Source organism: Fulvivirga marina (assembly GCF_016775155.1).
In the GTDB taxonomy this organism is placed as follows: Bacteria; Bacteroidota; Bacteroidia; order Cytophagales; family Cyclobacteriaceae; genus Fulvivirga; species Fulvivirga marina.
Window position 1 is genome coordinate 142,072 of sequence record NZ_JAEUGD010000058.1, and the last position, 23,154, is coordinate 165,225.

Below are 23,154 nucleotides of genomic sequence, written 5' to 3' on the forward strand. Positions count from 1 at the left end.
AAACAAAAAAAATGGCCTACTATTAATATATAGACCATTTTTTTCATTGAGTTAGCAATTATCATGGATTAGGCTGAATTTCAAGCTCAGGATCATCAACATACTCCGTCCCATTAATTTTGTAAGCAATATTATAAGACTCGTTCCCCGTGGCTGAGTTGCTCACAATCCCTTTAAAAGAACCATCACTTTGTTTCGTGGGGTCACTGCTAAAAATATCCTGGCTACCTGTCTTTGCATAAATATTGACGATCTCATCAATGCCTCCACCACTGACAAGTTCCCATACAACGGTATCTCCCGGAGATACCGCTGTAGTAATGGTATTATCTCCAGAGTCCCCTTCATTATCGGAAAGAAAGAGACCGGTTCCACTGGCTTGTTTACTAATAAAAATAGTTTCGGTTGCCATAATTAAATTTGGTTAATTAAAAGTTAAAAGTTTTAGCACATATGGGCTTTAGTGGGGTTTGATTAAATCAACAATAACAAAATAATTCAGCTATATGGCAATCAATCAATATAAAGCACCATTCAAGTTTAAAAAATTAACACTTCATTTGAAACAAAAACTGTAAGACTTTATCAACAAGCTTTTGATGCTAAAATGGCAATCAACAGAAGTGGCAAGTAAGAATATAGCCTTATCACAAATCAAATAACTGATTTACAGAATATTAAAAAAACAAAAGAAGGATATATGTGATTTAAAAAGGATATTGAACACATTCTCATGTCCGTGCATTTGACGGTTAAGCTTTCCAAACTTTGGAAGTTAAGTTAAGCTGCCTTGAAAGGTACGTAAATGTCAATTCTGCCGACCCCAGGCTTAACCTTTCACCGGTCTTCATAGTAAAATTTCGCCCGTGATTTTACAAAAAAATCCCGGACCAAAAGCCCGGGATTTGAAATGACCGCCTTAAAGCCGCAGTTCGACTGCGACAACCCTACTTATTAATTAAGTGGAAAGTTTACACTATCCTTAATCATCATCATTTTAACTTCATCTCTAATTTGGATAAGGTGCTCTATCTGTCTGGTCATTAATCCATGCATCACCTTAAACTCCTTCTCGTAATCTTCCAAACACTCCGCCTTTTCCATCAACGGGGTCAGATCCTCATTATATATTTTGTGGGCAAATTCCATGTTAATTTGCTCATACTCAAATAACGCTCTTTTTGTTTTGTCCAATAGTGTGTTCAGGCTTTCAAAAAGTTTGTTATAACGGCCGTTAGAATCCTCCCATGTCATTTTCATTGCATTTGCATTTTCTGTTTTACATCTATTTTCTTTCCATTTACTTGAAGTTCCCGGCAAAAACCTTTTGCCCATATTACCTCAAATAGAATGATCCTGGTAGGTTGAAAAGAAAATCACTAAGCTGCATTTCAGCGAAATATTACACTTTGTTAATAGTAAAGTTCAGCATTGCAGCAACCTTACTATCTCATGAATATAATAATTTCCCACAACTTTATTACACACACAAAACAATATTTATACTCATAAACCCCAAAATTAAGTGATTCACTTACATGAATAAATATAAAAACAACAAAAGACATTGAACTAGGACAAATAAAAAAATCCTTTCATCCCACAAAAAAGTTACATCACAGAAAAATATCCGCTAAATATAAAATACATACCTTCACCTATTTTATTTGTCGCAACTCTTAAATATTCTACACTAATGGAGGTTTAGAATTTTATAAACTGAAGCTATAAATGTAGCAACCATATAGATTACAGAATATCGAAGGTCACTAAGAGATATTCTGTAACATTTGAAAGAAAATCAGGTTAAGCACCTTGTAGCCAAATATAGCTTCCGAAGCCATTGTAAAATTTGATATTACAACACCTTCGGAAACTACGAATCAATACATGAGAGCAGTAATGGAGAACTTAAAGCTTCTCCATTTCCTGCTGCACAAAACTCATCAACTCTTTGATATAAGATCTGCTAAAATCAAACTTGATATGTGCAGCTTTATAGACTTCAGGTATTGACCGCATATAGCCTAACCTCAAAGCGTTCATATACCCTTCCAGACCTTTTCTTGAATCTTCTTTATAATTTTTCCAGACAGCTACTGCTCCCAACTGAGCCATTCCATATTCAATGTAGTAGAAGGGCACTTCATACAAATGAAGCTGTTTTTGCCACAAAAAATCACGATTCTGCTCTAACCCCGACCAGTCTGTAACATTATCTGAAAACTGAGCAAAGATTTCATTCCAGGCTTTGGCTCTTTCATCCTCAGAATGCTCCGGATTTTCATATACCCAATGCTGGAATTTATCAATGGTTGCCACCCATGGCAGAGTTTCTATAATCTGTTCCAAATGCTCCTTTTTGGCACGCTTCAGGTCATCTTCATTGTCAAAGAAAAGGTTCCAATGATCCATGGAAATAAGCTCCATACTCATGGATGCCAACTCAGCAACCTCTGAAGGAGTGTGTTTAAAGTCAGCTAGCTCCAGATCTCTGGTAAGGAATGAGTGTACGGCATGCCCACCCTCATGTAATATGGTAATCATATCGCGAAGGGTTGACGTTGCATTCATAAAAATGAATGGCACCCCTATCTCAGAAAGTGGGTAATTATACCCCCCGGGAGCTTTTCCTTTTCGAGACTCCAAATCAAGATGCCCCATTTCCTCCATAATCTCCAGACACTGGCCTAAAAACGGATCTAAACGCTTAAAGCATTCGATAGTTTTTGAAGTCAGCTCCTTACTAGATTCAAATGGCTTTAAGGCCTCTTTACCTTCAGCATCAACCGCTTTATCCCAAGGACGAAGCTGGTCAACACCAAGCTTTTCTTTTCTCTCCTGGGCTAATTGATTCAGCATAGGCACTATTTCCTGGCTTACTGATGAGTGAAAGTCGAAGCAATCCTGCGGAGTATAATCAAAGCGGCCCATAGCCTTGAACATATAATCACGATAATTATCAAAACCTGCATTTTCAGCCACCTGATCTCTCAGGGAGATAAGTTTGCTGTATAGTTCATTGAGCTTTTCCTTATCCTGAAGTCTTCGTTTGGCAATCTTATGATATACCTTTTCACGCTTAGCCCTATCGGTGGACTGTAGCATAACTGCAGCCTGTTGCAAGGTAAGCTCCTTCCCATCGACCTCCACCGTCATGGCACCATTGATCTGCCCAAATTTTTGAGTCTCGGTCTGCATTTCAGTAAAAAGCGGAATATTCTCCTCTCTGAATATTTCGATATCTTTTCTTAACTCACGGATCATAATATCAAAGCCTTCTTCCTGCTCCAGTTTTTCCGTAAAAGGAGTGTTCAGGGCCTTCTTGTTTAACTTATCCGCAATAGGAGATATTTTTGGCTGGATTTGCTGCACAAAATGATGATACGCTTTAGTATATTCTTCATTATCCGTAAATCGAGTCATGAAAATATATCTCCAGCCAGCATCTTCTGACACTATCGATTCCAGTTCGCTGCGATCACTAAGCCATTTGCGCAAGTCTTCCGCTGAATTGATCTCTCTCTCCAATAAATTGTTATAAAATGGCTCAAGTCCTTCCCAGTTATCTATTTTAAAATCTTCTGGCAAAAATTTCCTTGGCTTTCTTTCTGGTAGTACTATTTCCTTTTTCATGGGTTCCTGTTTCTTTTTTCTTTGTAATACTTGACCTTACTGAGATAAAACTCACCATGTTCAGGAGTCACTGCTTTAACATATGCTCCTGATTTGACAGACTCTCCGCAATACAGACAAGTAGCCGTACCTGAATCGGGGGAGAAATCAATACATTTTACATTGGCGCAAACCTTGGCTTGCTTTCCAACTTCCTCAAGACCGAACCTTTATTTACCCGATCTCTATCACCACATCATCGGATAAAGGGTGACCTACGCAGGTAAGTACATACCCTTCCTCAATTTCTGATTCGCTAAGACCTTCTTCTTCATCAAGCTTCACCTTACCTGAGATGCATTTTCCTCTGCAAGCAGTACATAAACCACTTTGACAAGAGTAGGGAAGATCAATTCCTAAATCCAAAGCAGTTTCAAGAATTGTAGCATCAGGTTCTACAGTAAACTTATGCTCCTCACCATCATAGATAACTGTAACCTCTCGGGTTACTATTTCTCCCTCTACAGATTCTGCACCTTCTTTTTTGAGTTCCTTATCGATAGTTCCGGCTACGAAGCTTTCTTTAAAAACTCTGCTTTTATCAATTTTCTGCTCATCCAGCAGGTTCTCAACATTCTTCATCATACCCTCAGGCCCGCACATCAGGTAAGTAGTATTATCTTCTCCCCAGTTTGGAATACGCTCAAATATTTTAACCAGCATACCATGATTTAGCAAACCCGAGTGTCCCTGCCAATTCATGGGGGCATCGTCCAGGATATGGATCACCCGAAACCTTCCCTCGTAGTCAGTTTGTAACTGGTCCAGCTTCTCTTTAAAAATAATACTGTCTATATTTCTGTTACAATATATCAATGATATAATGCTATCAGGTTCCTGGGTAAGCATGGATTTTGTAATGGACATCATAGGTGTTATACCACTACCTCCAGCAAACATTATAATATGCCGCTTATTATCTGACTTGTACTCGGTAGTAAACACACCCATAGGTTCCATGATCCTCATAGTATCCCCCACCTTCAGGTTATCGGGCAACCAATTGGACATTAATCCGCCTTCCACTCTTTTAACGGTAACGGCAAGGTCTCCATCTACAAACGGTGATGAGCATAGGGAGTATGCCCTTCTCACATCCTTACCTTCCATAGGTACTATCAGGGTAAGAAACTGACCTGATTTGTAATTAATCTTATCTTCAGGACTCTCAAAAACGATAGTGATGGCGTCCTTAGTTTCCTGAATGATCTCTTTTACCTTCAGGTTATAATAATGACTACCTCCGCTCTGCGGCTGTTTTTTCTCTTCTTTTTCCTCTTTGTTTTTCTTAAAAAAGCTGAATGCCATTGATTTGAATGTTTAGCTGTTTATTTAAAAGCGCTATACCCGGCTTTATGTTCAATAATTTTGAAGGCATAAAGGTAGTAAGTAATCATTTAACTCTAAAAAAAGCTGTATTACAAGCCTAATTAACCCTTTCTGTGCCCGAATCAAAATTAAGAAAAACGACCATAACAGGTCTTATTAAATCCGTAATTATTAACTGCTTAAAAGAGTTATTTTATTAATTTTGTGCGCTTCAAAGAAAACCTATCTCTTTCATGGATTTAAATGCATTAACCGCTCTTTCACCTGTTGACGGTCGTTACAGAAGACATACTCATTCTTTAGCTCAATATCTTTCAGAGTTTGGACTTATCCGGTACCGAGTGCTTGTAGAAATAGAATATTTCATAGCACTTTGCGAAGCAGATGTTCCTCAGCTTAAAGGGTTTGACCGTGGGCTATTTGCTCAATTGCGTAATATCTATGAAAACTTTTCAGAAAGTGACGCGGAGAGCATCAAAGAAATAGAGAAGACTACCAACCATGATGTGAAAGCTGTTGAGTATTTCATAAAAGAGAATTTTGACAAACTCAATATCAGCGAATACAAAGAGTTTATTCATTTTGGGTTAACTTCTCAAGACATTAACAATACGGCTATTCCTCTTTCTTTGAAGCATGCATTGGAAAAAGTTGTTTTACCTCTTTTGGGTGAGATTCACACCAAAATAGCTCAGGATGCTGAGAGTTGGAAGGACATACCCATGCTGGCTAAAACTCACGGACAGCCCGCCTCTCCAACCAGACTAGGAAAAGAATTCATGGTCTTTCATGCCCGAATAGCTAAACAAATAGAACTATTAAAAACAATACCTTACTCAGCCAAGTTCGGAGGAGCAACAGGTAACTTCAATGCACATCACATTGCATACCCTGATACAGACTGGGTTGCTTTTGGAGACAAGTTCGTTAAAGAATATCTGGAACTGGAAAGAAGTCACCCAACTACCCAGATAGAACACTATGACAACCTTGCTGCTTTATTTGACAACCTAAAAAGAATCAACACCATACTCATTGATCTTAGCAGAGATATTTGGCAGTACATAGCTTCAAACTACTTCAAACAAAAGATAAAGGCCGGAGAAATCGGTTCATCGGCCATGCCTCACAAGGTAAATCCTATTGATTTTGAAAATGCAGAGGGCAACCTGGGTTTGGCAAATGCTATATTTGAGCACTTATCTGCAAAACTGCCCATCTCCAGACTGCAGCGTGACCTTACTGACTCAACCGTTTTAAGAAATATAAGCGTTCCTCTTGCTCACACCTTAATTGCCCTGAAATCTCTTGAGAAGGGTCTTGAAAAACTTGAACTTAATCAAAATGCTATTGAGGCTGACCTGTCTGAAAACTGGGCTGTTGTAGCTGAGGCTATCCAAACTATCCTTCGTCGCGAAGGCTATCCAAAACCTTACGAAGCGCTTAAGGAATTAACCAGAAAGAATGAAAAGGTAACTGAGGAGAGCATCAAGAGTTTTATAGACACTTTAAATGTCTCTGATAGCATTAAAGAAGAGCTTAAAGTTATTTCGCCTTTTAATTATACAGGTGTTTAGAAAAAGTTTTGAATTTGTCGGAATCTTCAGGGTTCCGGCAAACCCTATATTGTTATCAGCCTACATTAACCAACAAAGTCTCCGGTACTGCGTCGGCATTCTCTACGTTTCTTTTTGAGTTTAAATTTCCAAAAGGGCCCATTGCGAAAAGTTATGCCTATTTTGGCAAAAAAGTTATGTGCCAAGCGCCCAAACTCACTTCTATTCCCTACCTGTCCTTTAGGCTGTACCACATAGACAAACCCCATATCATTGGTTATTTCGTCCATACACCTATTACCTTGCAGTAGCCCTGCAGCATCACTCTTCACCCATTGAATCATTCGTCTTTTCTTATGCATTTTAGCATTGGGCTTATACTTAGAGGCTTTATTTGTAGTTCCTGTATCTCCAAATTTCAAATCATCCTGACCATAGCAAGTTCCTGCTGACAACAAGAAAACAATGATATAGACACCCATTCTCATATTACAAATCTAACATAAATTATTTTTAACCACAGAAATCAGCAACAAAGCACGTGATCCGGCCATTTCACCAGCATATAGCCATATTCTTTTTTGCTTTACTTCTAAAATGGCCTCACTCTTTGATATATTTGCCCCTTCATGAAAAAGTTGATCAGCTTCATTATTCGTTTTGTTCCCCGTAAATACTTACAACGGGTGAGTGCTCCTGCACTAAAAGTAGTAGGGATTTTTCTTCGAGGCAACAACGTGACCTGCCCTATAATCAATAAAAGCTATAGAAAGTTTCTTCCATACGGACGGATTAACCCTCGTCCTAATGCGTTATGCCCTGATTCTCTGTCCCTTGAAAGACATCGACTTCTATGGTTGTATCTAAAGGAGAAGACCAACTTTTTTAAGGAGAAGATACATTTTCTACATATTGCTCCCGAGCAGTGCTTCATGAAACAATTTGAAGCCCAACACCAGGATGGTTATATTACCGGAGATATTGAATCTCCCCTGGCGAAGGTAAAAATGGATGTCCACGAAATCCCTTTTGAAGACAACACCTTTGATGCCGCTATGTGTAACCATGTTATGGAACATGTTGATGATGACATCAAGGCCATGAGTGAGATCTATCGTGTACTAAAACCTGGCGGATGGGCCATCATGCAGGTACCTTTCTTCAGTCCAGTTCCCGATGTTACTTTTGAAGATAAATCGATTACCGATCCTCGTGAGCGCGAAAAGTGGTACGGCCAGGATGACCATGTCAGATTATATGGCAAAGACTACCCAGATCGACTTCGCAAAGCTGGCTTTGATGTCACTGAAGACCGGTTTATTTATGAACTTGGAGAGGAAGCTGTAAAGAAGTATGCGCTGCCTGCCCATGAGATTATTTATTTCTGTCAAAAAAAGGGGTAATCAGGCTTTGCATATGAATGTCTGAAATGGAGTAGAATGGTTTGCCTGTTTCTAGGTCATCCCCTTTTTGCTGGTGTGGACTGAATGTTAAGCTTCATAAAACTTTAGCAGTTGAGTAAAGCAACCGCTTAATTTTGTCATGCATGGCTATCAACTTAGCCTTTCACTAATTTCCTCCACCCTTCGGTGAGAAAGCCTACACCATAGGCAAACAGTTGCGTAAATGCTGCCCCTACACTTAATGCCGCTACCTGAAGGCTCTTCTCTTTTGCAAAAGCATCGAAAAATATGAGTCCAAAAAACGAGATAAAGACTGTAAATGCTATAAAAAATAGTACCGGACTTACAACGGGAAGTACCCACATGAGGAAGAACCCAAGGGTAAACACCACTGGCAGCATATGAACCAGTTTGATTTCATCAGGGTAAAATCTGCTGATATTGATTCTGGCGCGTCCAAAGAAGTGTAGCTGCTTATAGAATTGACTCAGACTGGTTCTTCTTTTATGGTACACATAAGCATCCTCTATCAGACCGGTTTTAAAACCCAATTCTATGATCCTGATACTGAACTCTATATCCTCTCCCATCCGGGTAATCTTATAGCCTTTGGTTTTCTGATAAACCTCTTTGGAAATACCCATGTTAAAACTTCTCGGATGAAATGCCCCCACACGCTTCTTTCCTCCTCTAATACCCCCTGTAGTAAAAACGGAGGTCATCGAATAACTAATAGCCTTTTGAGTAGGAGTAAAACTATCATGTGCACGGTCCGGCCCACCATAAGCATCTAACTGGTGCTTATCCAGATACTTTTCAACGGTTTCGAAATAGTGATCAGGAATGATACAGTCCGAATCAAACACGACTAAAAAATCGCCCTTGGCTTTCTCAAAACCGAAATTTCGGCTGAATCCCTGACCTGAGTTTGGTTTATAAAAGTAGGTAAGGCGAAGCTTATTCGTGTACTTTTCAACTATCCCGTCACATCGTTTCGAAGACCCATCCTCAACAACCAGTACTTCGAAGTGATTATAGGTCTGACGGGTCAGACTTTCCAGCAATTCATCTACCTCATCAGGGCGGTTATAAACAGGAATAATTACAGAATAAAGACGCATCTTACTCTAAACCTATCTTTTCTATTACCAGGTATTCATTAGAAGACTGTGATTTCATGGCCATCATCTCAGCCAAAAAGCCCGTTAAAAAGAGTTGAACACCGATCACCAATGCAACAAGCGCCAGAAAGAATAAGGGCTGATCCACCACATCTCTTGCGGGCATTTTATAATTCAGGCGATAGAGTTTATCTCCGATAACATAAATAGTTATGATCAGACCTGTAAAAAATGACAAGGTACCTAATGTACCGAAAAAGTGCATGGGCTTGCGCTTAAACTTGGAAACAAATGTGATAGAAAGCAAATCCAGAAAACCATTAATAAAACGTTCCAGGCCAAACTTGGTAGTACCATACTTTCTAGCGCGATGCTCCACTACTTTTTCACCTATTTTACTGTAGCCGTTCCACTTGGCTATTACAGGTATATAGCGGTGCATCTCTCCATAAACATGGACATTTTTTACTACCTGGTTTTTATATGCTTTCAGCCCACAATTGAAGTCATGAAGTTTGATACCCGATATCTTTCGGGTGATGTAATTAAAGAACTTTGAAGGAATAGTTTTTGAGATTGGATCGTGGCGTTTTTTCTTCCAGCCCGATATCATATCATACCCCTCAGTCATGATCATTTTATACAGATCGGGGATTTCATCGGGACTGTCCTGCAAGTCTGCATCCATGGAGATCACCACATTGCCCTTGGCTTTTTTGAAGCCAGTGTTTAAGGCAGCTGATTTGCCATAGTTTCTGTTAAACTTTATGCCTTTTACATATGGATTGCTGACAGAGATGTTGCGTACCGTTTCCCAAGAACGATCACTGCTACCATCATCCACTAATATTATTTCATAAGTAAAGCCGTGTGTCAGCATTACACGGCTTATCCAATCACAAAGTTCCGGTAGTGATTCCTCTTCATTGTAAAGCGGAACCACCACGGAAATATCCAAATTATTTAGCATAGTTACATATCAAGATCCGGATTACTATTTTTAGTAAACGCACTGATGATCAAAGATAAGATAAATCCAAAAAATACAGTCATGAAAATAGCGATTACCGATATAAATTCAGGGGTCATAAAGCCGCTTGCCATCGCCATAGCCTGATCTATCTGCTCTTCACTCATCCCTTGCTCCTGCATACCTTCAAGCTGCTTTTCTCTTACAATCTCCATAAAAGATGAGTCAATGAACTTGACATACACATAGAAAAAAACAGTTGAGATAACGGTACCTATCAAAACCAACAAAGTACCTGAACCAAGTCCTTGCCCGTAAGACATAAACCCATCGCCCTCCGACTTAAATTCCTTATGTGCATAAATAATGAGTATAATGGTAGGTATATACCCCACATATTGCATGGCTTGGTTCCCTATAAGTCCGGCAAATACCGTGACCAAAAATAAGGCTATTGAGATTACTCCTAAAATCAGACCGTATTTGGTGGCTACTTGCTTCACAGAGATCTGCTCTCCTCCTTGTGAGTGATCCAGTACAGAATTACTATCTTCCATAATAAAAGGTTTTTGGTTGTATCTATTAAGTTAACTGAATTTATTAACGGTTGAAAATTAATTCCAAGGATCTATATTTCAAAAGCTTATCAATTGCATGGTCTGAATTCCTGTTAACCGGAAAAAAGGAAGGTGTTAACCTGAAGATGATGAGGAATAAGTATCTGTCAATTAGCAGGTAAAGCGCTACCCAAAAGGCATAAAGCAGAAGTAGGAAACACTTGGAAACTTGATTTTTTCAGAGATAATGTATGTTTTGTATTCTGTCAGGGGGACAGAGCATCGGTCAGGGTAAGGATGAGAACGCTCTGTCGGAATAGTTTCAAATCAGACCCTTTGCTTGATTTTGCTCATTCATTACCATTTAGACCCTCCTAACGAAGCCCTAATGCATAATCAGAGTTAAAGCTAACCAGCCTTACTAAACCATTTGAGTTTTGGTAAGGCTGGTTTTAGTTAAAATCTTTTTTCTGTTCTTCTCAGGATCACTGAAATTATGATGGCTAGGAAAAAGCCAATGAAACAGCTTTTTATAATATAGTCTACAGCCAAAAGCATGGGGCTTGTTTCTTTCAAAAGTGTAACCTGACGATTAAACTCTTCTTCCGAAATGGTTATACTCCCTTCAGTCAGTAGTCTGCTTTTTTCCAACTCCATTCCCTTAATGGTACCTGTTATATACCCTTCAAGGAACTCAGGAACAAGGTTTGCAAATGCGATGATAAACACCCCTACCACTACACCGATCATCATATACATGATAAAACTTATTACCATGCCTTGCCAAAAATTAAGGATACCTCCATTGTAGTACTCCCTAAACTCTTTAAGGCCAAAGAAGATAAATAGCCCAAACAGAATGATCCTAAAATCAAACATGGGTGGTATCAATAAAGGATGCCGATTGGAATAAAAAAGAACAATAATAAGTATAATACCAAAGAGGGAACCTATTAAACCATACTTAAGCGGGATCTTAAAAATGGGTTTCATATTATTAAACTGCGTCATCTATATATTGCTTTCCCTGGTTAAATACTGCTACCGCCTTTCCTTTTATGGTCTTGTCCCAATAAGGTGAGTTCTTCGATCTAGATTTATTGCTCTTTCTATCCAGAGTCCATTCATGCGTGGGGTCAAAAAGTGTAAGGTTAGCACCCTCACCTTCTTTTACCACGGGGATGGGTAAACGAAGCAACTTTCTAGGATTATAAGTCACGGCTTTGATCAACAACTCCATGTCAACAGCCGAAGACAACATAGTCAGGTTGTGAGCCACCGTTTGGAGACTGATAATACCAAAATCAGCCAGATCAAACTCCAATTTCTTACTTTCTTCGTCCTGGGCTATATGACTGGACACAATTACGTCAATAGTACCTTCCTGCAAGCCTTTGATCAATGCTTTGTTATCTTTTTTCTCTCTAAAAGGTGGATTTACCTTAAAATTAGTGTCGAAACCACTCAGAGCGCTGTCATCAAAAGCGGTTTGAAAGGCTGCAATATCACAGGACACCTCCAGCCCACGTTTTTTAGCTGCTTTAATCATTGCTACCGACTTCTCCGAAGATATATTAGTGAAGTGAAGTCTTCCACCTGCGTACTGCAGCAACTCCAAGTCTCTTTGTACGATCAGCTCTTCGGATAGCTTAGGCATCCCTTTCATCCCGAGCATAGTACTATTTACACCTTCATTCATAGTACCAAACAGATTGAGGCGCATATCTTCTGGCAGGTTGATCAGCAAGCCATCAAATTTCTGAAGGTACTGCAAGGATTTCAACAGAATATCCGTATGCCATATAGGCTTAATTCCATCTGAAAAAGCCACTGCTCCGGCATGGTGCAGATCAATCATCTCTGTCAGCTCTTCTCCCTTGGTATCAATAGATACTGCCCCAACAGGAAATACCTCAGTCAGGGAATCTATATTCCTTGACCTCAGGTAGCTGACATCATTTTTAGTTTGTGTTACAGGTTTATTATTGGGTAGTAGTGCCACTCCTGTAAATCCTCCTGCCGCTGCAGTTTCCAACCCTGAAGTAATGTCTTCCTTATACTCGTAACCCGGGTCTCCAAATGAAGCCCGCAAATCAAACCAGCCTGGCGAAAGTATCATACCTTTAGCATCAATAACCTTATCTGCTTCAGGGGCTTCCTTTCCAATCTTTACAATGTTTCCTTTATCAATAAGTACATTAACAGTCTTACCGTGGTAAGCGGATAACTCATCAATGACCTGGGCTGATTTTATTAGTACTTTCTTCATTATAATTGACACATGAAATTATGGCAAAAACCTAATTAATAAAACTTCCATTAAAAGAAATATAAGTGCAATAATAATAGCATATTTCCATAACGGTTGTCCGATATATTTTTTTTCTACTGAACGTTTAAAACCTTCTTCATCCTGCACTTCAAATACCTCTACCTTGCCCTTAAAAGTGTTTTTTAGGTCTTCAGTCAGGTATTGCCTCAGATCTGATTCGGCAGGGGAGGCATTAAAAGCCAGGGTAGTGAGTTTTTTTCCTTCAAACACCAGTTCATAAAAGCCTACTCCCAAAGTGAATTTGGGTACTTCCATAAATACATTGTTGCCGACAATATGTTGCGAGGGAATGATCTCCTCATCTCCTCTTTTCAGCTTGAATATATTATCCGTGATCAATGTATCTGTTTTGAAAGTGATTCGTGGATCATCAATAAAATAATATAGCTTTGACTCCTTTGAAGCACTTTGGGCTGCTATACGATACATAATAGGGACAAAAATGGCATGAGCATGCAAGCTGGTATAATTAGTATTCAAAGGTGATCCAAAGGCGTATAGGTTCCCGTTAACACCCATTTTAGACAAGAATGGCATCCCATTATTGTATTTCAGTAAAGCGGTTCGATCTCTCCCCCACTGCACTACCCCTGTAGCTTCAGGCATGGCAAAGCTCTTATTAGTCTCCTCGAAAACATTTTCAAAAAACGGATCTTTGAAATCCGGAGTCATTAAAGCTACTTTACCTACAGAGTCCATGTGAGTAAGATTTCCCAGACCAGATAACTGCCTGTAACTTGCAATATCAGGTGAAGATGCCGGGATAAAAATTACATTGCCATATTCCGCCAAGTATTCATTTAATACCACTGCCAGCGATGGGTCTATATTCTCCAGTCCATTGACCACCACCAGGTCTGCTTCAGGGATCAGACTATAATCAAGATTTGAATAGTTTGTGCTCTTTAAATTAAATAACTCTTCATTGCCAAATACACTCTGCACATGGATAACCTCTGACTTGCTCTTGATCTCAAGTACATCAATTTTCTGACTACCATTGATCGTGAAGTAAAAATCATTATCGAAAGTGACCGGAAACTCTTCAAAACTAATACGACACTTATTATTACCTTCAATATTAAAGGCCAGATCAAAGGTAGCCGTCACTATATCATTGGGTTTGATGTTTACACTTGCGGTAGCAGACTGCACCTCGTCTACATATACCTTAACTATGAGGTCACTAGCCTCTTTCTCACCTATGTTTTTAAGAACAACATTCAATTTCAGTTTCTCATCTCCGATAAGAAAAGGGTTATCCAGGTACAAAGAGTCAACGTAAACATTATTGACAGAAGTGAAATTCATGGGTACAAGGTTCACACTGTACGTGCTGTCAAAATGTATTTCCTCTTCCTTTCCAGCAGTGGATACCTGAAAATCGCTTATCCAAAAAACATCGTAGGTCCCATCATCTTTCTGTAGGCTTAGCCTTTCTTTGATGTCCTCAAAAGAGCGAGTAACGCCTGTCATGCGCAACTCCGTGGTAAGCTCTGAAACTTCTTTTCTATTTTGATAAATACCTGAGTAGGTATTAAAGTCATTAGTCAATACTTTATACTCAACAGAAGTAGGGTATAGCTCCGTCAGTGTGTTAACATACTGCATTGCCTCATCGAAAGCAGCTACCCCTTCATCCACCTCATTATTCATACTCAATGAGTTGTCAATATATATCAATGTTTTACCTTGTGCAGAAGCTTCCTCTTCAGATGGAAAGAAGGGCTGAGCAAATGCTATAACCAGAAAAAACAACATCAAAAGCCTGGAGGCAAGGATGAGGTAATGCTTAAGTTTTCTTTTTGAGCTGCTGGCTTCTTTTACTTTTTGCAGAAAGCGGGTATTGGAGAAATATACTTTTTTAGTCTTTCTAAAATTGAATAAATGAATAATGATCGGTATAGAGAGGGCGAAAAGGGCATATAAGAATTGTGGGTATAAAAAATTCATTGGCTGCAAAAGTAGAAAAAATCAACCAATCATACGCAGATTAATTGAAGTGACTTTACCTGTTTAAGAGATTATGGAAATAAAAAGTTATGAGAAATTCACACAACAGTCAACAAATGCAGGTCAATGCAGGCTCTATGGCCGACATAGCTTTCCTGTTACTCATCTTTTTCATGATCACCACCACGATTGTAAACGACAAAGGAATAAGTTTGTTGTTACCTCCTGAACGGCTTAAAACTGAATTAGTGCCGATTAATGAGCGTAATTTATACAAGATACAGATCAACTCTCAGGATAAACTGCTGGTTGAAGGAGAACTCCGCGAGAATACGTCCGGGCTTAGGGAAGAGATAAAAGCCTTCATTTTGAATTACGGAAAATCGGCCGATTTGAGTGAAAGCCCTTCGAAAGCTGTGGTTTCTATTAAAACCAACCGGGGTACTACCCAAGAGATGTTTATTAAAATGCTAGATGAGGTTAAAGCTGCATATTATGAGATTTATGCAAAACGTGCCAGAATCACTCCTGCGGAATATCGCAACTTATCATTAGCCGTACCTGCTGAAAAGTGGTTATACGATTTGGGTAGGAAGGGCATACCTATGAATATCTCCATTGCAGAACCATCTAATTGATATTTTTAATTCCCTGCCTGGGAAGTGCGACCAATTAAAGAATGAGTATAGTGGTCTGTCTGGGACGAGACTATGGCGGTATAGTTAGGGGGTGAGAGCGGCTTGTCTCTTGACAAGCCAAGGGAGGGAGAGCCGTTAAGGTGAAGGACTGGTTTGATGATCATAACTTAGTGATCACATTCTCCCTTGCCTATCAAAAGCAAGGGAGAATGTAGCATCTAGCTGTTACTTCTTAGACCCAAGCATCAAAATCTCATTGATGTTGATTTCTGTAATGTATCTCTTTTCACCTTCTACGGTTTCATATGATCTATGTATCAGTTTACCCTGAACAGCTATCTCCTGTCCCTTCTGCAAGTACTCCTCTGCTATTTTGGCTGTTTTCCCCCAGGCTACAATGTTATGCCATTGTGTATCTTCTATTTTTTCTCCTTTAGAATTGCGATAGCTGTCTGAAGTTGCGAGCGTAAAACTTGCCATTGTCTTACCACTTATAAGGTTTTTAACTTCAGGGTCTTTTCCTAGTCTACCAATTAACTGTACGCTGTTTCTTAAATTTTTCATGTCGTGTAATAATTAAAAGTTTATAATTTTTATCAGTGATGAGCCGTTCATCGATTTCGTTGGCACAAAGTAAGAGCAAGCAAAAAAAGGCAGTCGGATAGTAAATATTTGTAGTCGCTTATTATCCGTTTGTAGTCGTTTACAAATGAGTAAAAAATTGATAATCAGAATAAAACAAAAAATACAGAACAATATTCGGCTTTATAAAAAGTTTACGATTTTGACCTTTTAAATCTGTAATAACCCCTAAAAAACAAATAAAATAAATGCTTCACCAGTGCATACCGAAGAAATACCATTACAATAAGTATGTCGCTGCAATATGAAATATGGTTGGAAAAATTTGCAAATCTCTTTATAAAACAACCTATCAACTATTGCGAAAAGGTATTGATACCCTAAAAGTAGTCCCTTCCCCAAGTTCGCTTTCTACAGATATGTCTCCTCCAATTTTTTCAATCAGTTCCTTACATATAAGCAAACCTAAACCGGTACCTTTTTCGAGTGAGGTTCCTGCTGTGGAATAGTTCGAGGTCCCAAACAGTTTTTTCTGAATATCCTGCGAAATACCAACCCCTGTATCGGAGACTTCAAACGTCACAATTTTGTCCTTAATGGATGATTTCAGACTAACTTTTCCATTTCTATTGGAAAACTTGATGGCATTTGACATGAGGTTGTTAAGTACGACAAAAAGTATTTCCCGATCAGATATGAAATTCAGACGCACCCCATTGTCCACCTCAATCATTATACTCTTTTTATTGGCCTGACTAGCATGGTATGTCTTGATCTCACTAAATAAAGCATCACAATCGATAGTATCACGCCGAACTGTAAACCCTTCAAAATGGCTCTTTATCCAAGTGATAATATTGTTAATCGAAGTTTTAGATTGCTTTACAACCTGCAAAAGCTGTTTTGAAACAGGCACCGCCTCATCAGGTGACATATGTTTTTTGATAAGCAAATTGAGCATGTTCTCTAATGTACTGATGGGCGTCTTAAAGTCATGCATTACGGCGGTAAACATCCGGTCTTTGAGCTGATTCAAACTATCCAGTTCGTCCCGTTGTGTGGCAAGTTGATAATTATAAACTTCTATAGTTTCCTTTTGTACCTTTACCTGCTGATACAGACTACGTATTTTCTTATTGAGCATTATAAAAAGAATAAGCAGGCATAGTAATACAAACCCTATAATAGCTCCAATTATTGAAAGGTTTTGCTGTTTTTTTGTCTTCACTATCTGCTGCTGCATCTTTTCTTCCTGCTCTCTGAATATAATATTATTCAACTGACTTGTTTTTTCTTTCGCCTGTATTTTACCTTCAATCTCAAACACCTTCGACTGATAGAAGAAAGCACTGTCAATATTATTTAAGCGATGATGAATCCTAGACATTAAGAGGGCTATGTCCTTTTGAATAAAAATCAGATGTTCTTTATCCGCCGTTTTGTAAGCCCTGTTTCCAAAAGAAATTGCCTTTCCTATATCTCCTAATTGAAAGTGATTAACGGCAATGCCATACAGACAAAAAGCTCTTGAATAATCGACATGTAAATTATGCTCCTCACCTGTATCATAAGCCTTCTGTATGAAATACAATGCACTGTCATACTTCTTCTGGCTGAGCAATATTTCTCCTTTTGTACTATAGGCATATAGCAATCTTAAAAAGTCTTTTTGGCGAGTCAAGTCTTTGATTGACAGGTTTACATATTCCAGAGCCGTTTCAAACTGATTCAGCTCTCTATAAGCACCCGCCAGGTTATTATACAAAACAGGGATTTTACCTTTCAGGTCATTACTTCTAGCCACTTTCAAGGCTTCTTTGGTTGATTTTATGGTTTGATCAAACTGACCAATTTTATAAAAACTACCTCCAATAAGGTTGTGGCTTTCAACAAGCTCCACATACATCTCCTCTCTCTTAAATATGATATTGGCTTGCTTTAAATACTCGACGGACTTTACCAGATCATTGGTATACTGCTCTGCCAGCCCCAGTGTTAATAATACACGGCCTTTACACCGATCATTATTCTGCTGATTTTCAACTGCTTTAAGATTCTCCCTGGCCAACATCAGCGCTCTCTTAGGGTTAGTATAAAGTATCTCTTGGCTTATACTGTCTCTTTTATTTACCTGCTCATCGCATATTTTACCTTGTTTTTGAGCATAGGTGAATTGACCCCAAACTTGAGCAGCAAAAAAGCAAAGACACCATATCATCAGACGAAAAACCATAGTTTAGACTTATGAAATATAACTAAATCTTAAACTATTTTCGTCCTCCTTTCTGGATTTATCCTAATTGATAGCAACGGCTCACTGTCTTATTCCTCCAACTCAGCCAGTTGCTGCCTGGCATTATTATTTTCCGGATCCAATTCCAATACCTTTTGGTATTGTATTTTTGCCTCTTTTACTTTTCCCGCCATGGCCAGCGCCTCTCCATAGCTATCGTAAACATTAGGCTCATATCGGAATAGGTAAGTATTGAGTTCGAAAGTATAAATGGCTTTGTCAATTTCCCCTGCCTTAAGCAACACATAGCCCAAGGTATTCAGCTCACTACTTTTTCCCACCAAATGATATGTCTGACTGAAATAGAACCTGATTTTATCTCTCATATGATCTATTGGATGTAACGAAAAGTGCTCTAACAAGAAGTTTGCTGCTTTGTAGTTAGGTTTTGAAGGGTACCCTAGTGCTATCTGAGCAACATCTGTAACCAGATCAGAGGCCGGGCTTTCTACTATTCTGGCAAATTCCGTATCCTCTCTTTTAAATATAAAAGTGGGTACACGATGAATCTGCTTTCCCTGCTCCTCACCTTCTGGTCCTTGCTTATAATGTGCTCCCGAACCATAAAGGGCTATAAACTTTAACTGATCTCTTGGCAGGCCGAGTTCTTCCCACATTCTGACAAACTTAGGAACCCAGTTTTTACTGTCACCACACCATGTACCCATATAAATTTCCACCTCTATCCCATGCAGGTTATGTTTCCAATCTATTTTGGTGTAATCCAGTTCAGCACTTTCATAGCTCTGCTGGTACCACTGACTGTACAATGTATCGGTTTCCAACACGGTAAGATCAAACTCCCCGAGCAAATGGGTCTTTCCATTGGATGTATATGTTGTAGGGGTTTGGCCTTTTACCATGCCACTAAGTACAAGAACAAAAATAATTAGGGGTAATCTCATAATGGTTTGGTTGATGTTAAAATTGTAAAACAACATTTTTCCTTCCATTATTTATGTTAATGGTTTGTTAAAGTACTCTAAATGAAGTGTTAAAAAAGGTAGGTAATATGAGTAATTGATGTTTCCAAAATCAATTTAAAGCCATTGTAATCCCTCATTATTGTCTCCGCTAGTACAACCAGCCGTAAACTTTACCAAACTTTTAAAGTTTAGTAAAGCAACAGCCAAATTTGTAATCATAACCTGCTCCTTGTCAAGCTAAACCTTATTTCCCAAAAAGCCAGTAGGAAAGTGCTGAAATACCAACAAAAGCTAAAATAGCCAATACAATTTTGACCACACTCCATGGCCTTTCCCCCTGCACTTCACCACTTCTTGCATTGACTAAAAAGCGGTAAAGTTTGCCTTTAAAATTATATGCACTGACATACGCCGGTAATAAGATGTGCTTAAATGTTATATCAGAGTAGGCAGTATTGTAGTTAAGAATACGCTGCTCATCACCTCCAATGTCCTGGCGAATCAGGTGGGAAATACGGGCATCCATAACTCTACTGGCCTGACCGAACCCCTGTTTCAGATCAACCTGATACTTTTCGGTAATAAAGCCACTCAAATATTTGGCATCAAATGGTATCAGATTATCCAGGTCCCAAGGCTGCAAGGCTGTTACCTGCTTTTGTGGCAAGCTCTGCGATGCTGGCACCAGCACATCATCAAAAAACTGTTGAACCCGGCCTGAAGTCGAGTGCCAACGTGTTTTACGCACTTGTCTGCTTTTTGTCACAGATTTACCATTTTCGGTCGCTGTATAAGTTTCTGTAATATAATAGTACTCCCCTCTCTGACCGGTATAAGGAGTATCCGTTTGCGCATCATAAGTCCAGTATGGCAAGTAAACCCCTTTAAAATGGTCAAACGAAAGCACTGCCTTTTTTAAGGCATTAGGAGCAAACCAGAGGCTATTAATCCATTTACGAAATGCCTTCAGGGCCTCCTCTTTGGTAACTTTAAAAGGCAGTAAACTTTTAGGCTGCAAAATATCTTCGATGTGGGCCGTACTCACAATCAATGGTGTATCGCAATAAGGACAATGAGATGAAGTGATATTGGACTCCAAAGATGATTCGGCAGCACACACCGAGCATTTAACCATATTTACAGCTATATGATCCTGAGCTTTCGAAGCCTGCTCAAAATGTGCTTCAAAATCCAGTTCTTCTATGGCCTCCTCTGATTGAGGAATCTCATTTGTAGCACCACAGTATTCACATTTCAGCTCTGATGTACCTACCTTGTATTTCAGGTCTGCGCCACAGGAGGTGCAGCCAAAAGTACCTGTTGTAGCTGCCTCCTGATTCATTTGACTTTCCATATTCATTATTGAGGGGGAAGTGGCGGTGGCACACTACCAAACAGGCTGTTAAGTTCTGATACCTGACCTGCTGCTGTCCAGTTACCCATACCCTGTTTCCAGACCAAAGTTTCTCTTGTAACCTGCTGTTGTGTTACCATTTGTTGTAGTGTAGGCATATCATATGGCCCCGCCTGCTGGCCGTTGATCGCCACATAAAATGTTACTTGGTTAGGTATTGGTGGCGGGCCCCCTTGTGTTTGTTGGTTTTGTTGTTGGTTTTGTTGTTGTGAAAAAGACTGTCCCATCTGGTTGGCCATGGCAAAACCCATACCCATGCCCATTCCGGCACCTGCTGTACCACTTTCATTTTCAGCAGCTTTCTCCAATGCTTTGGCAGCTTTGATCTTTGCAAACTTATCCAGATCAACCGCACTGAGTCTACTTAGCTCGAATATCTCAGACTTGACTTCGTCTGGCATAGAGATATTTTCTATTAGGAAATTAGCCAGGTCAATTCCATAAACTTCAAAATCTTCCTGCATGATGCCCTGCACCAGTTGGGATATTTCATTGGTATTGGCAGCATATTTTTCTACGGGCAGATCAGCCTCTCCTATAGCATCTGTAAAGCGGGTAACCACCAGACTTCTAAGCTGGTTATTGATTTCATCTGTTGTGAAGTGTCCATCTGTACCTACCACCTCGCGGATGAAGAGTCCGGGGTCAGTAATTCTGATCACATAAGTACCAAATGCGCGGATTTCCAGCATACCAAACCGGTTGTCTGAAAGCGTTATGGGGTTTTTAGTACCCCATTTCTGGTCCGTAAATTTGCGCGTACTAACAAAATAAACCTCTGCCTTGAAAGGACTATCAAATCCATATTTCCACCCTTTTAAAGTAGACAGAATTGGCAGGTTGGCAGTTGTGAGCGTATGCATGCCTGGCAAAAACACATCCGCCAGCTGACCTTCATTAATGAATACAGCCACCTGGCCTTCCCTTACGGTTAACTTCGCTCCACTTTTTATCTCGTTATCGTGCCTTTCAAACCGGTATACCAGAGTATTATTGGTATTGTCGGTCCATTCGATGATATCTATAAATTCTCCCCTGATACTGCTAAATAGTCCCATGTCCTTAGTTTATTGGTAATAATGTTGACCCAGGTTATACAACGCTAAAATCACCATCCAAATTAAATAAACTTTATAATTTTCAGTGATTTTATTTCAGTAAAAATTTACAAGGCACCCGATCTAATTCTGCTATAGTTATAATCAGAGAATGCTAGAAAATCTAAAGTAGCTTATTTATTTCCTTTAGACTTATCTCTTAAATTAAGTTTTTGAGTCTATCATAGGTCTTTGATGGCAGGCACTTTGAGCTCTTCTAAATTCCAGCCCGCTCGTTTCGCTCCGGCCTGATAGGCACTTTCCAAAAAAGATAATACTGCCCCAGCTGGATCCTTGGCATTCTTTACGTATTCGTAAGTAAGAAGTACCATAGGGCTACCATTGCTATCCATCCATTTTGCTGCATCTGGTTTCAAAACTTCTTGATCAATTCCTTCTGGGGATGGATAAGTATAAGAGTAGTACATAGGCTCCTGAACATTATCATCCCCCGCCCAGAAGCCAAAACTTATTTGTTCATGCGAATAAGTATCCTTCTCTAAGGTACGAGCCGAGCTATCCATAGCCGGGAGTTTCTTTCCTGAAAACCGGGTTACAGCCAAATCCATATGATGCCAATAAATCTGAACAGGACAGGTTTTACCATAAAATCTTCCGCTGAATTCTTTAAAAATAGCATCATTCCACCTCATGATTCCCCAAAAACGGTTAATAAAATCCCAATCATAGTGGTGATACTCCTTCAACTGGTCAAATGGTTCATCAACCCCCATATCAAAGGGTTTAGGTACAAACTGAGGGGACAAGCCGAGGCTGGCCAGTGCTTCCATATATTGTTTATAGAAAGTAGCAACATCAGGCTCTTTCTTCAGAGATATAGTCATTATTCTACCTGTACTGCATAAAATAACAACTTCTTTTCTCAATATATCAAACGTTATATCAACACTATCCTGACCACAATTAATAGGAATGCTGTGGGTGCCAAAACCCCTTGATGTGACGTATAAGGTGATGTACCACCAGTGATTTTTTCTGGTTGTTAGTTTTAACTGGGATTTACCGATAATCTGCAATATCAAATGCAGGGTAAGACGAGTATCAGTCCAGGCATGGAAGGGTAAATCAGGCAATTGAGGGGCTTGTGTCATAACGTATGTTGTTTTGTACGGGTGGCTCAGGTCTATAACCAACAATTCAACACGCTTGAGCCCTTTTGTAAGATAACAAAGTCTGCAGTTTGACACCAATAATTAGCTTACTGTTTAAATCGAAGGTGCTGCTTTTAGTAATGGCTTTTCATGCTATCTTAATAAGAGACAAATGCAAACAACTGATCTCACTCGT

The 23,154-nt window shown here is 39.3% G+C and carries 20 protein-coding genes; 3 read left to right on the forward strand and 17 right to left on the reverse strand.

The features are described from left to right. Positions 1–61: 61 nt before the first annotated feature. From JMN32_RS17015 to JMN32_RS17030, 4 genes are all read right to left on the reverse strand, one after another. A complete protein-coding gene (locus tag JMN32_RS17015) occupies positions 62–412 on the reverse strand; it encodes a hypothetical protein (protein ID WP_202857561.1) in 351 nt (116 codons plus the stop codon). Between the two features lie 542 nt (positions 413–954). After that, on the reverse strand, positions 955–1,260 hold the full coding sequence (locus tag JMN32_RS17020; RefSeq protein WP_202857562.1) for a hypothetical protein: 306 nt from the start codon (positions 1,258–1,260) through the stop codon (positions 955–957). A 651-nt stretch (positions 1,261–1,911) separates the two neighbouring features. Beyond that, positions 1,912–3,636: a M3 family oligoendopeptidase gene (locus JMN32_RS17025; protein WP_202857563.1), complete on the reverse strand. Its 1,725-nt coding sequence runs from the start codon at positions 3,634–3,636 to the stop codon at positions 1,912–1,914. A gap of 213 nt (positions 3,637–3,849) precedes the next feature. Further along, entirely contained in the window at positions 3,850–4,983 is a 1,134-nt protein-coding gene (locus JMN32_RS17030) for a ferredoxin--NADP reductase (protein WP_202857564.1), read from the reverse strand. 254 nt (positions 4,984–5,237) lie between these two features. On the opposite strand from JMN32_RS17030, the gene purB reads away from it, so the two are divergent. Further along, entirely contained in the window at positions 5,238–6,581 is a 1,344-nt protein-coding gene (gene purB / locus JMN32_RS17035) for an adenylosuccinate lyase (protein ID WP_202857565.1), read from the forward strand. A 65-nt stretch (positions 6,582–6,646) separates the two neighbouring features. Here purB and JMN32_RS17040 read toward each other — a convergent pair whose 3' ends face one another. Next, positions 6,647–7,048: a hypothetical protein gene (locus tag JMN32_RS17040; RefSeq protein WP_202857566.1), complete on the reverse strand. Its 402-nt coding sequence runs from the start codon at positions 7,046–7,048 to the stop codon at positions 6,647–6,649. A 141-nt stretch (positions 7,049–7,189) separates the two neighbouring features. Here JMN32_RS17040 and JMN32_RS17045 point away from each other — a divergent pair, with 141 nt between their 5' ends. Further along, positions 7,190–7,963, forward strand: coding sequence for a class I SAM-dependent methyltransferase (locus JMN32_RS17045; protein ID WP_202857567.1), 774 nt, complete (start codon positions 7,190–7,192; stop codon positions 7,961–7,963). Positions 7,964–8,118: 155 nt separating this feature from the next. Here JMN32_RS17045 and JMN32_RS17050 read toward each other — a convergent pair whose 3' ends face one another. The 6 genes from JMN32_RS17050 to JMN32_RS17075 form a co-directional block, all read right to left on the reverse strand. Next, positions 8,119–9,084 (reverse strand): glycosyltransferase, encoded by a 966-nt coding sequence (locus JMN32_RS17050; RefSeq protein ID WP_202857568.1) that lies wholly within the window; start codon positions 9,082–9,084, stop codon positions 8,119–8,121. Between the two features lies 1 nt (position 9,085). Next, positions 9,086–10,054: a glycosyltransferase family 2 protein gene (locus JMN32_RS17055; RefSeq protein WP_202857569.1), complete on the reverse strand. Its 969-nt coding sequence runs from the start codon at positions 10,052–10,054 to the stop codon at positions 9,086–9,088. A 2-nt stretch (positions 10,055–10,056) separates the two neighbouring features. After that, positions 10,057–10,611 carry a DUF4199 domain-containing protein gene (locus JMN32_RS17060; protein WP_202857570.1) on the reverse strand — a complete coding sequence of 185 codons (555 nt, stop codon included), beginning with the start codon at positions 10,609–10,611 and terminating at the stop codon, positions 10,057–10,059. A gap of 456 nt (positions 10,612–11,067) precedes the next feature. Next, positions 11,068–11,622, reverse strand: coding sequence for a DUF4199 domain-containing protein (locus tag JMN32_RS17065; RefSeq protein WP_238354520.1), 555 nt, complete (start codon positions 11,620–11,622; stop codon positions 11,068–11,070). Continuing rightward, positions 11,609–12,880, reverse strand: coding sequence for a dihydroorotase (locus JMN32_RS17070; protein WP_202857572.1), 1,272 nt, complete (start codon positions 12,878–12,880; stop codon positions 11,609–11,611). Before JMN32_RS17070 ends, JMN32_RS17065 begins: the two co-directional genes overlap by 14 nt. A gap of 18 nt (positions 12,881–12,898) precedes the next feature. Continuing rightward, positions 12,899–14,896, reverse strand: coding sequence for a BatA domain-containing protein (locus JMN32_RS17075; protein ID WP_202857573.1), 1,998 nt, complete (start codon positions 14,894–14,896; stop codon positions 12,899–12,901). A gap of 89 nt (positions 14,897–14,985) precedes the next feature. Here JMN32_RS17075 and JMN32_RS17080 point away from each other — a divergent pair, with 89 nt between their 5' ends. Continuing rightward, on the forward strand, positions 14,986–15,534 hold the full coding sequence (locus JMN32_RS17080; RefSeq protein ID WP_202857574.1) for an ExbD/TolR family protein: 549 nt from the start codon (positions 14,986–14,988) through the stop codon (positions 15,532–15,534). A 225-nt stretch (positions 15,535–15,759) separates the two neighbouring features. On the opposite strand, the gene JMN32_RS17085 is transcribed toward JMN32_RS17080, so the two are convergent. The 6 genes from JMN32_RS17085 to JMN32_RS17110 all read right to left on the reverse strand — a co-directional run bounded on the left by JMN32_RS17085 (position 15,760) and on the right by JMN32_RS17110 (position 22,958). Beyond that, positions 15,760–16,098, reverse strand: coding sequence for a single-stranded DNA-binding protein (locus JMN32_RS17085; protein WP_202857575.1), 339 nt, complete (start codon positions 16,096–16,098; stop codon positions 15,760–15,762). 370 nt (positions 16,099–16,468) lie between these two features. Then, positions 16,469–18,349: a tetratricopeptide repeat-containing sensor histidine kinase gene (locus JMN32_RS17090; RefSeq protein ID WP_202857576.1), complete on the reverse strand. Its 1,881-nt coding sequence runs from the start codon at positions 18,347–18,349 to the stop codon at positions 16,469–16,471. An 89-nt stretch (positions 18,350–18,438) separates the two neighbouring features. Next, positions 18,439–19,314: a thioredoxin family protein gene (locus JMN32_RS17095; protein WP_202857577.1), complete on the reverse strand. Its 876-nt coding sequence runs from the start codon at positions 19,312–19,314 to the stop codon at positions 18,439–18,441. A gap of 265 nt (positions 19,315–19,579) precedes the next feature. Continuing rightward, on the reverse strand, positions 19,580–20,695 hold the full coding sequence (locus JMN32_RS17100) for a hypothetical protein (protein ID WP_202857578.1): 1,116 nt from the start codon (positions 20,693–20,695) through the stop codon (positions 19,580–19,582). Further along, a complete protein-coding gene (locus JMN32_RS17105; protein WP_202857579.1) occupies positions 20,695–21,807 on the reverse strand; it encodes an SPFH domain-containing protein in 1,113 nt (370 codons plus the stop codon). The genes JMN32_RS17100 and JMN32_RS17105 overlap by 1 nt, the downstream gene beginning before the upstream one ends. Positions 21,808–22,028: 221 nt before the next feature. Then, positions 22,029–22,958 carry a DUF5996 family protein gene (locus JMN32_RS17110; RefSeq protein ID WP_202857580.1) on the reverse strand — a complete coding sequence of 310 codons (930 nt, stop codon included), beginning with the start codon at positions 22,956–22,958 and terminating at the stop codon, positions 22,029–22,031. Positions 22,959–23,154 lie beyond the last annotated feature (196 nt).

Excerpts from the sequence above, each read along its gene's own strand:
- JMN32_RS17055 (WP_202857569.1), bottom strand. The coding sequence starts at position 10,054 with ATGCTAAATAATTTGGATATTTCCGTGGTGGTTCCGCTTTACAATGAA.
- JMN32_RS17075 (WP_202857573.1), bottom strand. The coding sequence starts at position 14,896 with ATGAATTTTTTATACCCACAATTCTTATATGCCCTTTTCGCCCTCTCT.
- JMN32_RS17025 (WP_202857563.1), bottom strand. The coding sequence starts at position 3,636 with ATGAAAAAGGAAATAGTACTACCAGAAAGAAAGCCAAGGAAATTTTTG.
- JMN32_RS17040 (WP_202857566.1), bottom strand. The coding sequence starts at position 7,048 with ATGAGAATGGGTGTCTATATCATTGTTTTCTTGTTGTCAGCAGGAACT.
- JMN32_RS17045 (WP_202857567.1), top strand. The coding sequence starts at position 7,190 with ATGAAAAAGTTGATCAGCTTCATTATTCGTTTTGTTCCCCGTAAATAC.
- JMN32_RS17030 (WP_202857564.1), bottom strand. The coding sequence starts at position 4,983 with ATGGCATTCAGCTTTTTTAAGAAAAACAAAGAGGAAAAAGAAGAGAAA.
- JMN32_RS17020 (WP_202857562.1), bottom strand. The coding sequence starts at position 1,260 with ATGAAAATGACATGGGAGGATTCTAACGGCCGTTATAACAAACTTTTT.
- JMN32_RS17060 (WP_202857570.1), bottom strand. The coding sequence starts at position 10,611 with ATGGAAGATAGTAATTCTGTACTGGATCACTCACAAGGAGGAGAGCAG.
- JMN32_RS17085 (WP_202857575.1), bottom strand. The coding sequence starts at position 16,098 with ATGAAAAATTTAAGAAACAGCGTACAGTTAATTGGTAGACTAGGAAAA.
- JMN32_RS17065 (WP_238354520.1), bottom strand. The coding sequence starts at position 11,622 with ATGACGCAGTTTAATAATATGAAACCCATTTTTAAGATCCCGCTTAAG.
- JMN32_RS17095 (WP_202857577.1), bottom strand. The coding sequence starts at position 19,314 with ATGAGATTACCCCTAATTATTTTTGTTCTTGTACTTAGTGGCATGGTA.
- JMN32_RS17100 (WP_202857578.1), bottom strand. The coding sequence starts at position 20,695 with ATGAATATGGAAAGTCAAATGAATCAGGAGGCAGCTACAACAGGTACT.
- JMN32_RS17090 (WP_202857576.1), bottom strand. The coding sequence starts at position 18,349 with ATGGTTTTTCGTCTGATGATATGGTGTCTTTGCTTTTTTGCTGCTCAA.
- JMN32_RS17080 (WP_202857574.1), top strand. The coding sequence starts at position 14,986 with ATGAGAAATTCACACAACAGTCAACAAATGCAGGTCAATGCAGGCTCT.
- purB (WP_202857565.1), top strand. The coding sequence starts at position 5,238 with ATGGATTTAAATGCATTAACCGCTCTTTCACCTGTTGACGGTCGTTAC.
- JMN32_RS17070 (WP_202857572.1), bottom strand. The coding sequence starts at position 12,880 with ATGAAGAAAGTACTAATAAAATCAGCCCAGGTCATTGATGAGTTATCC.
- JMN32_RS17110 (WP_202857580.1), bottom strand. The coding sequence starts at position 22,958 with ATGACACAAGCCCCTCAATTGCCTGATTTACCCTTCCATGCCTGGACT.
- JMN32_RS17105 (WP_202857579.1), bottom strand. The coding sequence starts at position 21,807 with ATGGGACTATTTAGCAGTATCAGGGGAGAATTTATAGATATCATCGAA.
- JMN32_RS17050 (WP_202857568.1), bottom strand. The coding sequence starts at position 9,084 with ATGCGTCTTTATTCTGTAATTATTCCTGTTTATAACCGCCCTGATGAG.
- JMN32_RS17015 (WP_202857561.1), bottom strand. The coding sequence starts at position 412 with ATGGCAACCGAAACTATTTTTATTAGTAAACAAGCCAGTGGAACCGGT.